The sequence below is a fragment of the Amycolatopsis sp. NBC_01488 genome, assembly GCF_036227105.1.
Taxonomy (GTDB): Bacteria; Actinomycetota; Actinomycetes; order Mycobacteriales; family Pseudonocardiaceae; genus Amycolatopsis.
In genome coordinates this window covers 5,508,995-5,522,354 of sequence record NZ_CP109434.1, presented here as the reverse complement: position 1 = coordinate 5,522,354, position 13,360 = coordinate 5,508,995, and the positions used below count along the sequence as shown (strand labels likewise).

13 protein-coding genes are annotated in these 13,360 nt (G+C 72.0%); 9 read left to right on the top strand and 4 right to left on the bottom strand.

All coding sequences use genetic code 11. The annotated features are described in order from the left end of the window. Nucleotides 1-18: 18 nt before the first annotated feature. Both OG738_RS26420 and OG738_RS26415 read right to left on the bottom strand, forming a co-directional pair. Nucleotides 19-495 (bottom strand): hypothetical protein, encoded by a 477-nt coding sequence (locus OG738_RS26420; protein ID WP_329044883.1) that lies wholly within the window; start codon nt 493-495, stop codon nt 19-21. 201 nt (nt 496-696) lie between these two features. Beyond that, nucleotides 697-1,491, bottom strand: a complete 795-nt coding sequence (locus OG738_RS26415; RefSeq protein WP_329044882.1) for a GntR family transcriptional regulator — start codon at nt 1,489-1,491, stop codon at nt 697-699. A 170-nt stretch (nt 1,492-1,661) separates the two neighbouring features. Here OG738_RS26415 and OG738_RS26410 point away from each other — a divergent pair, with 170 nt between their 5' ends. The 3 genes from OG738_RS26410 to OG738_RS26400 are packed head-to-tail and all read left to right on the top strand — an operon-like array spanning nt 1,662 to nt 4,448. Further along, nucleotides 1,662-2,531 (top strand): Cgl0159 family (beta/alpha)8-fold protein, encoded by an 870-nt coding sequence (locus OG738_RS26410; RefSeq protein WP_329044881.1) that lies wholly within the window; start codon nt 1,662-1,664, stop codon nt 2,529-2,531. Between the two features lie 24 nt (nt 2,532-2,555). Continuing rightward, nucleotides 2,556-4,049 (top strand): CoA-acylating methylmalonate-semialdehyde dehydrogenase, encoded by a 1,494-nt coding sequence (locus OG738_RS26405; protein ID WP_329044880.1) that lies wholly within the window; start codon nt 2,556-2,558, stop codon nt 4,047-4,049. Nucleotides 4,050-4,088: 39 nt separating this feature from the next. Further along, the gene (locus OG738_RS26400; RefSeq protein WP_329044879.1) at nt 4,089-4,448 is read left to right on the top strand and encodes a hypothetical protein; all 360 of its coding nucleotides are present in this window, start codon (nt 4,089-4,091) and stop codon (nt 4,446-4,448) included. On the opposite strand, the gene OG738_RS26395 is transcribed toward OG738_RS26400, so the two are convergent. After that, complete coding sequence (locus OG738_RS26395) at nt 4,445-5,011, bottom strand: TetR/AcrR family transcriptional regulator (protein WP_329044878.1); 567 nt, start codon at nt 5,009-5,011, stop codon at nt 4,445-4,447. The genes OG738_RS26400 and OG738_RS26395 overlap by 4 nt on opposite strands. Nucleotides 5,012-5,206: 195 nt before the next feature. On the opposite strand from OG738_RS26395, the gene OG738_RS26390 reads away from it, so the two are divergent. The 6 genes from OG738_RS26390 (at nt 5,207) to OG738_RS26365 (ending at nt 12,790) form a co-directional block, all read left to right on the top strand. Further along, nucleotides 5,207-5,659, top strand: a complete 453-nt coding sequence (locus OG738_RS26390) for a (2Fe-2S)-binding protein (protein WP_329044877.1) — start codon at nt 5,207-5,209, stop codon at nt 5,657-5,659. Further along, nucleotides 5,646-6,608: an FAD binding domain-containing protein gene (locus OG738_RS26385; RefSeq protein ID WP_329044876.1), complete on the top strand. Its 963-nt coding sequence runs from the start codon at nt 5,646-5,648 to the stop codon at nt 6,606-6,608. Before OG738_RS26390 ends, OG738_RS26385 begins: the two co-directional genes overlap by 14 nt. Then, nucleotides 6,605-8,776: a xanthine dehydrogenase family protein molybdopterin-binding subunit gene (locus OG738_RS26380; RefSeq protein WP_329044874.1), complete on the top strand. Its 2,172-nt coding sequence runs from the start codon at nt 6,605-6,607 to the stop codon at nt 8,774-8,776. The genes OG738_RS26385 and OG738_RS26380 overlap by 4 nt, the downstream gene beginning before the upstream one ends. Before the next feature lie 174 nt (nt 8,777-8,950). Next, a complete protein-coding gene (locus OG738_RS26375) occupies nt 8,951-10,381 on the top strand; it encodes a carboxylesterase/lipase family protein (protein ID WP_329044872.1) in 1,431 nt (476 codons plus the stop codon). A 97-nt stretch (nt 10,382-10,478) separates the two neighbouring features. Continuing rightward, nucleotides 10,479-11,756: a sensor histidine kinase gene (locus OG738_RS26370; protein ID WP_329044870.1), complete on the top strand. Its 1,278-nt coding sequence runs from the start codon at nt 10,479-10,481 to the stop codon at nt 11,754-11,756. Nucleotides 11,757-11,887: 131 nt separating this feature from the next. Further along, nucleotides 11,888-12,790: an IS5 family transposase gene (locus tag OG738_RS26365; protein ID WP_329044868.1), complete on the top strand. Its 903-nt coding sequence runs from the start codon at nt 11,888-11,890 to the stop codon at nt 12,788-12,790. Nucleotides 12,791-13,000: 210 nt separating this feature from the next. Here the strand turns inward: OG738_RS26365 and OG738_RS26360 are convergent, their stop codons facing one another. Next, complete coding sequence (locus OG738_RS26360; protein WP_329044867.1) at nt 13,001-13,357, bottom strand: hypothetical protein; 357 nt, start codon at nt 13,355-13,357, stop codon at nt 13,001-13,003. Between the last annotated feature and the right edge of the window lie 3 nt (nt 13,358-13,360).

The window sequence follows — 13,360 nt, the reverse complement described above, 5'->3', positions numbered from 1 at the left end:
GGATCGGCTGACCAGCGCTCAACGCGGCCGAGCGACGGCCTCCTCGTACCTGTCGACGGGAAGGGTGGAGGGGCTCGTCCGGACGTCCGGCGCCGACGAAACCGGCCCACGGGCGAGCAAGCCCTTTCCGAGCGCGGTCAGCGTCGCGAGGAACGCCACGTCCAAGGCCGTCGCCCAGTCGAACGTCATGATGTCGAACGCTTCCGCGGCGACGAACGAGCCGAACAGCGACCCGAGGAAAGTCTTGGCGAGGCGCAGGCCGAGATCCGGCCAGAAAGCCAGATCCGTCTTCCGGCCGAGGTACTGCAGGACCGTCCCGGCGACGGACACCACGGCCGCGCCGAGGCCCAGGGTCGCGGCGTAGGACCACGGCAATCCCGCGACCGTGCTACCGCCCGCGAGAAGGGTCGCGAAGAACACCTGGCCGGCCGACCACCCGGCCCGCTCCAGCAGATCCAAGAGCACCGCGCGCCATTTCGGCCACGTCCAGTTCATCGTTTCTTCACCTTTCCCCTCGACCGGCAAAGCGGCAGGATCGCCGGGGCCGATAGTACGTCCAGGGCAGCACCATCAGCCGTCGGCGATATTCGCTCGCGGTATTCTCCGCATCCGGCTGCAGCCATTGTGCCCGGGTCGAGGATTTCGAGCGCACGGAATCCGAAAAGGCGCGCGAACCGGCCGGAACGGAACCGATGACTACCGAGGGCCGTTGGTCAGCGAGAGGTTGAACGCGTAGCGGGACGCGCGGTAGACGTGCCAGCCGTACTCGACCACGCGGCCGGTGTCGTCGTACGTCGTGCGCTGCATGGTCAACAGGGCCGCTCCCCGCTTCTCGTCCAGCAGCTCCGCGTCCTCCTCCGTCGCCAGGCGGGCGCCGATGTTCTGCTCCGCCGCGTGCAGGCGGATCCCCGCCGAGCGCAGCAGCTGGTAGAGGCCCTTCTCGCGCAGTTCCGCGTCCGTCGGGTCGATGACGCCGTCGGGCAGGTAGTTGTTCATCAGGGCGAGCGGCTCGCCGTCGGTCGAGCGGATGCGCGTCAGGCGCCGCACGTGCGTCAGGTTCGGGGCCTCCAGCAGCTCGGCCACCTTGGCGTCGGCCTCCTCGACGCTGTTGGCCAGCACCACCGACTCCGGTTTGCCGCCGAGCCCGGCGAGATCGTCGAACAGGCTGCTCAGCCGCAGCGGCCGCGCCACCTTGGTCCGGACGACCTGGGTGCCGACGCCGCGCCGTCGCACCAGCAGGCCCTGGTTGACCAGCGTCTGGATCGCCTGGCGGATGGTCGGCCGGGACAGCCGCAGGTTCGCCGCCAGGTCGACCTCGTTGCCCAGCCGGGCGCCCGCCGGCAGCCTGCCGTCCTCGATCGCGTGCTGCAGTTGCTGGGAGACCTGGAAGTACAACGGCTCGGGGCTGCCGGGATCCAGCACGATCTCCCGGCCGGGGTCCCAGGCCGGGTACGTGACGTCCACGCGGGACGACGGCGGCGGCGTGCTCATCATCGGAAGCCTACCGCCATCGGGACTCCGGTAGGGATGACCGCATGTCCATATGTCTTGACAAAGACACACCGTACTGGCACTGTCGGTTCCGGACGAGGTCCCGCCCGCGGCGAACTGGCGTGCTCGGACACCGAAGACCAGGTACTGCGAAAGCGGGGAGAGGTTCAGTGACCGACGTGGTGCGGCGGATCGTCGCCAAGCGGGTGCACGACCCGGAAGCGATCGCCGAGGCGGCCGCGAACCGGGTGCGGGCCAAGTCGCCGTTCAACGACAAGGGCCGCACGATGATCATCGCTGCGGACCACCCCGCCCGCGGCGCGAACGCGGTCGGCGGCAACCCCTCGGCAATGGCCGACCGGGGCGAGCTGCTGGACCGGCTGTGCCTCGCGCTGGAGCGCCCCGGTGTCACCGGCGTGCTCGCGACCGTGGACATCGTCGACGACCTGCTGCTGCTCGGCGTGCTCGACGGCAAGACCGTGATCGGGTCGATGAACCGCACCGGGCTGGCCGGGTCGAGCTTCGAGATCGACGACCGGTTCGCCTGCTACGACGCCGAAGCCATCGAGCGGATGCGGTTCGACGGCGGCAAGACGCTCACCCGGATCTGCCTCGACGACCCGGCGACGCCGGCCGTCCTGGAGAACACCGCGAAGGCGGTCAACGAGCTGGCCGACCGGAAGCTGATCGCGATGGTCGAGCCGTTCCTGTCGGTCCGGGCCGACGGGCGGATCAAGAACGACCTCTCCCCCGACGCCGTCGTCAAGTCCATCACGATCGCCGCCGGGCTCGGCCGGTCGTCGGCCCACACCTGGCTCAAGCTGCCCGTGGTGGACGACATGGAGCGCGTGCTCGCGTCCTCGACGCTGCCGGCGGTCCTGCTCGGCGGCGAAGTCAAGGACCCGGACGCGGCCTTCGCGGCCTGGCAGCGGGCGTTGTCGCTGCCGACCGTGCAGGGCCTGGTCGTCGGGCGTTCGCTGCTCTACCCGCACGACGGGGACGTCGCCAAGGCCGTCGACACCGCGGTGGGGCTGCTGTGAAACTCCACTACCTGTAGGAGCACCGTGAACACCATCGAACACTGGATCAACGGCACCGCCACGTCCGCGGGCTCGACCCGCACGGCGCCGGTCTACGACCCCGCCACCGGGAAGCGGCAAGCGGACGTCCTGCTCGCCGAGAAGTCCGATGTGGACACCGCGGTCGCGGCCGCGGGCAAGGCCTTCGAGTCGTGGGGCAACGCCTCGCTCTCCCAGCGGACCAAGGTGATGTTCGCCTTCCGCGAGCTGCTGGTGAGGCACGAGGACGAGCTGGCCCGGCTCATCTCCGCCGAGCACGGCAAGGTCGTCGACGACGCCCGGGGCGAGATCGTGCGCGGCCGCGAGGTCGTCGAGTACGCCTGCGGCATCGCCGACGCCCTCAAGGGCAGCTTCTCCGACCAGGTCTCCCACGACGTCGACGTGCACGACTTCCGGCAGCCGCTCGGGGTGGTCGCCGGGATCACCCCGTTCAACTTCCCGATCATGGTCCCGCTGTGGATGCACCCGGTCGCGATCGCCACCGGCAACACGTTCGTCCTCAAGCCGAGCGAGCGCGACCCGTCGGCGTCGAACTTCGTCGCGCGGCTCTACGCCGAGGCCGGCTTGCCGGAGGGCGTGTTCAACGTCGTGCACGGCGACAAGACCGCGGTCGACGCGATCCTGGACCACCCGGACATCGCGGCGGTGTCGTTCGTCGGCTCGACCCCGATCGCCAAGTACGTGCACGAGCGCGGGACCGCGGCCGGCAAGCGCGTCCAGGCCCTCGGCGGCGCGAAGAACCACGCGATCGTGCTGCCCGACGCCGACCTGGAGTACGCGGCGAACCACCTGACCGCCGCCGCGTTCGGCTCGGCCGGGCAGCGCTGCATGGCGATCTCGGTCGGCGTGGCCGTCGGGGCGGCCGGCGACCGGCTGGTCGAGATCCTCGAACGCAAGGCGCGCGAGGTGAAGGTCGGTCCCGGCAGCGACCCGGCCAGCGACATGGGCCCGGTCGTCACCGAGGCCGCCCGCCGGCGCGTGGAGAGCGCCGTCGCCAGTGGTGCCGGGCAGGGCGCGTCCGTGGTGGTCGACGGTCGCGGCCTGAAGGTCGAGGGACACGAGGAAGGCTTCTTCGTCGGGCCGTCCCTGCTGGACCACGTCACCACCGAGATGGATGCTTACCGCGAGGAGATCTTCGGCCCGGTGCTGGCGGTCGTCCGCGCGGAGACCGTGGACGAGGCGATCGCGATCATCAACGCCAACCCCTACGGCAACGGCACCGCGATCTTCACCGGCAGCGGCGAGGCGGCGCGCAAGTTCCAGCGCGAGGTCAAGGTCGGCATGATCGGCGTCAACGTGCCGATCCCGGTCCCGATGTCGTACTACTCCTTCGGCGGCTGGAAGGACTCCCTCATCGGCGACAGCCCGGTCCACGGCCCCGAGGGCGTCCGGTTCTACACCCGCGCGAAGGTGGTGACGACGCGCTGGCCGCACACGAGCGCTTCGGCCGCGGCCTTCACCTTCCCCACGTCCAGCTAACCGGAACACCCACCTCCGGTTTTTGGTACCGTGGCCGCCATGGGTTATCGAGGTCCGCTTCCGAAGAGCGCGGTCGGCCGGTTCAACACCTGCGTCGGCTCGCTCCGGACATCCCCGCGCTGGGGCTCGCTCGTCCGCCGGCACCTCACGGTGGTCACGTACACGGGACGCCGGTCGGGACGCACGTTCAGCACCCCGGTCGGCTACCGGCGCGCGGGTGACGTCGTCACGATCGGCGTCCGGCTGCCGGACGCGAAGTCGTGGTGGCGCAACTTCACCGGCGACGGCGCCCCGCTGTCGCTCGAACTCGACGACCACCAGCGCACCGGCCACGCGACAGCGCACCGCGACGCCCAGGGCCGGGTCACCGTGACCGTCCGGCTGACGGAAGACGGCTAGGGCGCCATCCCGTGCCAGAGCAGGTGGGCGAGGGCCGCCGCGTCGCCGCGCCAGTCGCCGTTCGGGTCGAGCAGGAGCAGTCCGGCCAGGCCGCGCAGCACCACCAGCGGGTCGAGGTCCGGCCGCACGGTCCCGGCCGCTTCGTTGGCCTCGAGCAAAGTCGACACCGCGCCGACCATCGCCTCGTACGCGCTCGCCGGCAGCTCGCCGCGGGACGCCGTCGCGCGGCGCAGGGCGTCGGCCAGCCCCTTCTTGGTCATCATGTAGTGCGCCAGGTGGCCGGTCACCCACACCCGGAACGCCTCGTCCGGGGCGTGCTCCTCCAGCAGCACCGGCACGATGTCGACGATGTGCCGCACCTCGCGCTCGTACACCGCCAGGATCAGCGCCTCCGGCGTCGGGAAGTGCCGGTACACCGTGCCGACGCCGACTTCGGCCTGCTTCGCGATCGCGTTGAAGGAAACTTCGCCGGTCTTCGCGAGCGACTCCGCGGCCACGACGAGGATGCGCTCGTGGTTGCGCCGGGTGTCCGCGCGCCGGGGGCTGACCGATCCCGTCGTCATCGTCCCTCCCGTCTGCCGAGGTTGCGTCCGCCGAATCTAACCCAGACCTGGAGCTGCTCCAGCGTGCCGGGTTCGTTGCGAACCGGATTGTAATCCGCTAGCCTCGCGACCGGGTGAAGCGGATGAGTATCCGCTCCCCGTTCGCCGCCACCACCACCGTCAGGCACCCACCGGACGAGCTGCGGAAAGAGACCAGTGGACATCTCACTCGAAGTCAACGGCAGTACCGAACACCTGGACGTCGATCCCGGCGTCACGCTCCTGGACGCGCTGCGCGAGCGCCTCGACGTCACCGGCCCGAAGAAGGGCTGCGACCGCGGGCAGTGCGGCGCCTGCACCGTGCACGTCGGGGGCCGGCCCGTGCTGTCGTGCCTCACCCTGGCCGCCACCGTGCGGCAGCCGGTGACCACCGTCGAAGGACTGTCCACTGAGGACAAGCTGCACCCGGTGCAGCAGGCCTTCGTGGACCAGGACGCCCTGCAGTGCGGGTTCTGCACCGCCGGGCAGATCATGTCGGCGGTCGCGGCCGTCGAGCAGGACGTCGAAGACGTGCGGGAGTTCATGTCCGGCAACCTCTGCCGGTGCGCGGCCTACCCGAACATCGTCAAGGCCGTCGACCAGGCGAGGCGGGCCGATGCGTCCCTTTGAGCTGACCGCCCCCACCACGGTCGAAGACGCCCTCGCCACGTCCGGCACCTTCCTCGCCGGCGGCACCACCCTCGTCGATCTCATGAAGCTCGACGTCCTCACGCCGCAGCACGTCCTGGACATCAACCAGGTCCCGCTGCGCGGCATCGACACCAGCGACGGCCTGCGCTTCGGCGCGCTGGAGCGGATGAGCGCCATCGCCGCGCACCCGCAGGTGTACCCGGCGATCTCGCGCGCCCTGCTGCTGAGCGCGTCCCAGCAGCTCCGGAACATGGCCAGCATCGGCGGGAACCTGCTGCAGCGCACGCGCTGCACGTACTTCCGCGACGTCGCCACGCCGTGCAACAAGCGCGAGCCCGGCAGCGGCTGCCCGGCGCTCGAAGGCGCCAACCGGATGCACGCGATCCTCGGCGCCAGCGACTCGTGCGCGGCCACGCACGCCAGCGACGTCGCCGTCGCCCTGGTCGCGCTCGACGCCCGCTTGAAGCTGGCCGACGCCGAAGGCACCCGCGAAGTCGCCCTGCGCGACTTCTACCAGCTGCCCGGCGACACCCCGGCGCTGGAGAACGACCTGCGCCCCGGCGAGCTGATCACCGAGGTGCTCGTCCCGCGGCTCGACTGGGCGGCGAACTCCACCTACGTCAAGGTACGTGACCGGCAGTCCTACGAGTTCGCGCTGTGCTCCGCCGCCGTCGCGCTGGACGTGCGCGACGGAGTCATCGCCGACGCGCGGGTTGCGGCCGGCGGCGTCGGCACGGTGCCGTGGCACCTGCCCGCCGTCGAGGACGCACTGCGGGGCGCCCCGGCGACCGAGGCCTCGTTCGAAGCCGCCGCGGAGGTGGCGGCCGACGGCGCCGAACCGTTGTCGGAGAACGGCTTCAAGGTGCCCCTGCTGAAGCGGACGATCGTCCGCGCGCTGCTCGAACTGACCGAGGGGAGCTCCCGATGATCACCCGGCTCGACGCGCCGCTGAAGGTCACCGGCGGCGCCAAGTACGGCGCCGACCACACCTTCCCCGGCATGGTCTACGGCTACGTCCTGCTCAGCACGATCGCCCACGGCGAACTCGAAGCCATCGACTTCTCCGCCGCGCGGGAAGCCCCCGGCGTCGTCGGCGTGTACTCGCCGTTCGACCCGCTACCGCTGCGGACGCCGAACTCGATGTTCGGCGAGACGTGGGTTCCGTTGCAGGACAAGGAAGTCACCTACTACGGCCAGCCGATCGGCTTCGTCGTCGCGGAGACGTTCGAGCAGGCGCGGGACGCCGCCTACCTCGTCCAGGTCGCCTACCGCGAGCTGCCGGCCCAGACGTCGCTGGCCGCCGGCCTGGCCACGGCCGAGGACGCGCCGCCGGCCCGTGACGGCGCTCCGCCCTCCCTCGAAGTCCTCGAGGACGGCGTCGAATCCATCGAGGACGCCTTCGCCGCGAGCCCGGTGGTCGTCGAGGCGACCTACACGACCGCGACCCAGAACCACGCCGCGATGGAACCGCACTCCGCGGTCGCCGTCTGGGACGGCGGCGAGGTGACCGTCCACAGTGGAAACCAGGGGTCGAACCTGCAGGCGATGGAGCTGGCGCAGGCCCTCGAAGTGCCGGTCGAGGCCGTGCACGCCGTCAACCCCTTCGTGGGCGGCGCGTTCGGCGGCAAGGGCCGCACGTCGGCGCCGGCGTTCCTCGCCGCGGCGGCGGCCCGCGACCTCGGCCGGCCGGTGAAGGCCGCGCTGACCCGCGAGCAGGTCTTCACCGCGACCGCGGGCCGGGCCGCGACGGTCCAGACCATCAAGCTCGGCGCGGACTCCGACGGCGGCCTGATCGCCCTGAGCCACGACTCCTGGTGCAGCACGGACACCGCGCGCTCGTTCGTCGAACCGACGTCCCACGGCACCTCGCGCGAGTGGTACGCCACGAAGAACCTCGCCATCAGCCAGAAGATCGTGCCGCTGAACATCCCGCCGACGACGTTCATGCGCGCCCCCGGCGAGGCACCCGGCTCCTTCGCGCTGGAGAGCGCGATCGACGAGCTCGCCGAAGCGCTCGGCATGGATCCGGTCGAGCTGCGGATCAAGAACAACTCGATCGCCCCGCCGGGCAAGGACCTGCAGTGGGCGAGCAAGCACCTCGACGAGTGCTTCCGCGTCGGCGCGGCCCGCTTCGGCTGGCAGCATCGCCGGGCGGGCGGGCACACCGACGGCGACTGGCTCGTCGGGATGGGCGCGGCCACCGCGATGTTCCCCGCGCTGCGGTTCCCGGCCACGGTCGGCATCACGCTGCGGGCGGACGACACCGCCGACGTCGCGACGAGCGGCGCGGACCCCGGCACCGGCCTGCTGACCGTGCTGTCCCTGATCGGCGCCGAATCACTGGACATCCCCGCGGACCGGATCACCCCGCGGCTCGGCGACTCGTCGCTCCCGCCGGGCGGCCTCTCGGGCGGCTCGACGGCGACGGCGAGCGCGGGCACGGCCATCATGATCGCCGCGACCAAGGCGATCGACGAGCTGGTGGCCCTGGCCGCCGACCCGGGTGCGCCGTTCGAAGGCGCCGAAGTCACCTACGCCGACGGCCGCGTCTTCGCCGACGGCAAGACCATGACCTTCGGCGAGCTGCTGCGGACGCTGGGCCGCGAAACGCTCGAGGTGACCGGCTCGTCGGCACCCGGTGAAGAGCTGACCAAGCACTCGTTCAGCTCGTGGGGTGCCCAGTTCTGCGAGGTCCGGGTGCACAAGTGGACGCGCGAAGCCCGCGTGTCGCGGATGCTCGGCGTGTTCGACGCGGGCCGGATCATCAACGACAAGGCGGCCCGCAGCCAGCTCATGGGCGGCATGATCTGGGGCGTCTCGGCCGCGCTGCACGAGGGCCTGGAGATCGAGGCGAACGGCCGGCTCGCCAACGGCGACTTCGCGAGCTACCTGCTCCCGGTGAACGCCGACATCCCCGAGGTCGACGTCCAGTTCGTCGAGTACCCGGACACGCTGCACAACGCGGTCGGCGCGCGCGGGCTGGGCGAGATCGGCACGGTCGGCATGGCGGCGGCGGTCGCCAACGCCGTGCACAACGCCACCGGCATCCGGGTCCGGCACATCCCGATCACCATCGAAGATCTGCTCGAAGGCTGACGGCCGGGGCGGGGCACGCACGTGTCCCGCCCCGGCGTTCGGCCATGTGGCGCAACGGGCCCGGTGCCGTGATCCATCCGCGACCATCCCGCGGCGGTCGCCGATGACGGCGGCCCGTCCTCGGTCCTAGGCTGACGGGCGCTCGCCCGATCTTCCTCGAAGGGACCCCCCGGCATGACCGACCCCGTCGTCCCCACCACGTCCGGCGCGGTCCGCGGTCAGGTCACCGCCGCCGGCTTCGCGCTGTTCCGCGGCATCCCGTACGCCGCCGCTCCGGAGGGCGACCTGCGCTTCGCCGAGCCCGTCCCGGCTCCGCCGTGGGAGGACGTCCGCGACACGAGCAGACCGGGGCCGACCGCGCCGCAGCGCCGCCACGACGTGCCCGGGCTCGACCTCTCGCCCCTCTCCGGCAGCGGCTGGCGGCCGGGCCCGGAGTACCTGACGGTCGACGTCTGGACCCCGCAGCTCGGCGCGGCCGCCCTGCCCGTGCTGGTGTTCGTGCACGGCGGCGCGTTCCTCGGCGGCACCGGGTCCGCGCCGGTCTACGACGGCACGTCCTTCTCCCACGCGGGCGCGGTGCTGGTGACCGTCCAATACCGCCTCGGGGTCGACGGCTTCCTGCCGCTGGACGGCGGCACGACGAACCTCGGGCTGCGTGACCAGCTCGCGGCCCTGCGATGGGTCCAGGAGAACATCGCCGGCTTCGGCGGCGACCCCGCCAACGTCACCTTCTTCGGCGCGGCCTCCGGCGCGGTGAGTGTCGCCTGCCTCCTCGCTTCCCCGCTCTCGCAAGGACTCTTCCACCGGGCGATCGTCCAGAGTGGACACCCGGACATGGTGCGCGACGGCGTCCAGGCACGTCGCCTGGCCCGGGTGATCGCCGACGAGCTGAAGGCCGAGCCGACCGCCGAGGCGTTCCGGAAGTGCTCGACCGAGCAGCTGCTCGACGCGCAGGACGCCGTCCTGCGGCCCGGCGGTGCCCCCGACCTGCGCGACGCGCTCGGCTACGACCGCGGCTACGGGCTCAGCCCGTTCCTCCCAGTGGTCGGCGACGACGTCCTGCCGCAGCACCCGGCCAAGGCGATCCGCGCGGGCGCCGGCCGCGACGTCGACCTGGTCGTCGGCAGCTGCAGCGAGGAAATGCGGCTCTACCTGGTGCCCACCGGCGCGCTCGACGCGGTCACCGACGACCAGGCCGTGGCGTCGCTGGCGGTGTCGCACCCCGACCCGGCCGGTGTGCTCCACCGGTACGGCCTCGGCTCGGACCGCTCGGCGGGCGAGGTCCTCGTCGCGGCCCTGACCGACCTGGTCTTCCGCGACGGCGTGCGCGACCTCGCGGAAGACCACGCCGGCCGGACCTTCCGGTACGAGTTCGAGTGGGGTTCGCCGCTGCTCGATGGCGCCCTGGGCGCGTGCCACGGACTCGAACTGCCCTTCGTGTTCGACGCGCTGGGGCCGGCGTCCGGACCGCGGGGCCTGCTGGGCGAGCACCCGCCGCGCGAGCTGGCCGGCGACCTGAACGGCGCCTGGTACCGCTTCGCCGCCACCGGGTCGCCCGGCTGGGAGGAGTACGCGGGCGAGGACACGCTGTTCCACACGTACTGAACCCCTGCTCGGACCCACCCCGCGAGCGGTTGACGACGCCCCCGCCGCGCTGCCAGGCTCAGACCGCCCGGACGGCCGGATGAAATGGGGACCACCGATGCCCGAGGCGGGCTCCGTCGCGCCGCCGCGCGCGCTCGTTCGCACGCTGTTGCGCAGCGGCACACCCGCGGAACCGGCCGAGCTCCCCGACGACAACGGCGACCTCGCCGCCGTCGGGGACGCGACGCTCGCCCGTGCCGCGCGCTACTGGGTCGTCGTGCCGCTGGCCTACCGGATCGCGGCGTTCGTCAAGGTGTTCATCGGGTTCGCCGCGGCCAACGGCCGGCTCGGGCTCGGGCCGGTGCTGGCCGCCTCGGTGTTCGCGGTCGCGGCCAACACCGCGGCGCTGGCCTGGGTGCTGCGCTCGGGCGGCCTGCGGGCGCGCGTGTCCGGCCGGGCACTGGCCGTGGACCTGGTCGTCGGGGTCGCGCTCAACTTCGCCGTCGCCGCGACGGCCCCGGCGCCGGTGCAGCCGTTCGCGGTCGACGTGTCGTGGACCTGGCTGGTCGGCGCGGTGGCCATGTGGGCGGGCACGTCCGGGCTGCCCTCGGCGCTGTGGCTGCTGGTGGCGGCCGCCCCGCTCCGGGCACTCCTCACGCTGGCCGGTGGCCTGCCGCTGGGCAACCAGCTCGCCGTGACGCGGTCGATCGGCTGCATGATCGCGCTGGCGGTGGCGATCGTGATCGCCGCGGGCATCCTCATCCTGCTGGGCGCCGGCACCCGGTTCGCGGTCGACATCGGCATCCGGCGCGGGCGCGAGGCCGAGCGCCGCCGCACGCGGCGCATCATGCACGACAGCGTGCTGCAGACGCTGGAAGCGCTCGCCATCTCGGCGCCGGGCGACGACGCGCACGCCGTGAGCCGGCTCGCGGAGGTGCGATCGGTCGCCAAGGCGGAGGCCGCCGAGATCCGCCGCCAGATCACCGAGCCGATCCCGAACGGCACGGCGCGCGGCTTCGCGGTCGAGCTCGCCGACGTCGCGACCGAGATGGCCCGCGACGGCCTGCGCACCCAGCTCGTCGCCGCGGACTTCGCCGACGACGACCAGCTGTCCCAGGACCGCCGCACGGCGATGTGCGAGGCGGTGCGGGAAGCGTTGCGCAACACGGTGAAGCACTCCGGGACGAAGCAGGTCGTGCTGCGCGTGGAGGAGCGCGACGGCGGGATCGCGGTGGTGGCCCGCGACCAGGGCCAGGGCTTCGACGTCCGCGAGCGGCCCCCGGGCTTCGGCATCACCCAGTCGATCGTCGCCCGCCTGGCCGAGGTGGGCGGCCACGGCACGGTGGACTCGCAGCCGGGCCGCGGCACCCGCGTGACGATGTGGGTACCGAGCTAGAGCCTGTTTTGATGTGCTGACCAGCGGAGCTTGTGGTCGGCGTTGTGGGGTGTGGCGTGTCTTGGGTGAGATAGACGAGGTCTCCGGTAGACCGATCAACGACCAAGCTGATCAAGTACACCGGAGACCTCGTGCCCAGCCTAGCGGCGACGGGGCGAGCCGATCTGACCGACGCGCAGTGGGCGATTCTGGAACCGCTGCTGCCTGTCGGCAAGAAGCCCGGCCGCCCGCCACTGTGGAGTAAACGCCAGCTTTTGGACGGTATCCGCTGGCGGGTTCGTGTCGGTTCGCCGTGGCGTGACGTCCCACCTGTGTATGGCTGCTGGCAAACCGTCTATGGCTTGTTCCGGCGCTGGCAGCGCGCTGGTGTGTGGGCGTTGATCTTGGCGGCGTTGCAGACTCGGGCCGACGCCGCCGGGTTGATCACCTGGGAGGTGAGCGTGGATTCCACGATCAACCGGGCGCACCAGCATGCCGCAGGCGCCCGCATCGAGGGCGACCTGCAGAAAGAACCGCCAGGCGGTATCGGCGAGCCCGAACCGGCCGACCACGCGCTGGGCCGGTCGCGGGGAGGCTGGACGACCAAGCTGCATCTGGCCACCGAGCAAGGCCAGAAACCACTGTCGTTGCTGGTGACCGCCGGTCAACGTGGTGATTCACCGCAGTTCGAGGCGGTGCTGGCCAGGGTCCGGGTCGCCCGGGTTGGTGGTGGGCGAGCCCGGACCCGGCCGGATCGTGTCCTGGCGGACAAGGCCTACAGTTCCCGCGCCAACCGGGCCTATCTGCGGCGGCGCGGGATCGCGTGCACGATTCCCCAGCCCTCTGATCAAGTCCGGCATCGCCGCAACCGCGGCCGGGCCGGTGGGCGGCCACCAGCATTCGACCCAGAGATCTACAAGCAACGGCACGCGGTCGAGTGCGGCATCAACCGGCTCAAACGCAACCGAGGCGTCGCCACACGGTTCGACAAACTCGCGGTTCGCTACGAGGCGACCGTGCACATCGCGGCGATCAACGAGTGGCTACGACATTGAAACAGGCTCTAGGCGGCGATGATCCGGGCCGGCCCGCGCGACGAGTTCGCGCGCGGCGTCAACGGCTCTGCGCTGCGGCACAAGGCCGGGCTCCGACGCGCCCCGCGATCGCGCTGCTGCCATCGCTGCCGGCCGTCGCGGTGGCCGGCGGGCTCGGGCTCGCCGGGTGGCTGCGGCGGCGCCGGCCGGATGTCTACGCGGGCCTGGGCGCTAGGCCGCGCGCCGGGCGTGGCGTTCGGCGGCCAGGCTCGCGCGGCAGGCCGCGGTCAGCCGGGTGGTGGCGGCGCTGCCGCCGCGGCCGCAGCGCGGGCAGGTCATCGAGACGGCCAGGGACAGCTCGTCGACGGCGACGCGCAGCTCGGTCCGGCAGCCGCGGCACCAGCGGTGCCGGGTGACCGGGCTGACGTGCGCCGGCGAGGCGACGCACTGGTGGATCCACCGGCCGTGCACGTGGCAGGTCAGGCGGTCGTCCGGCGCCAGCAGGCCGGTGTCCTCGGCGTCGTCTTCGGTGGCGAGCAGGACCGGCAGGCTGCGAACCCGGGTGGTGGTGCACGTCGTGGTGGTCATCGC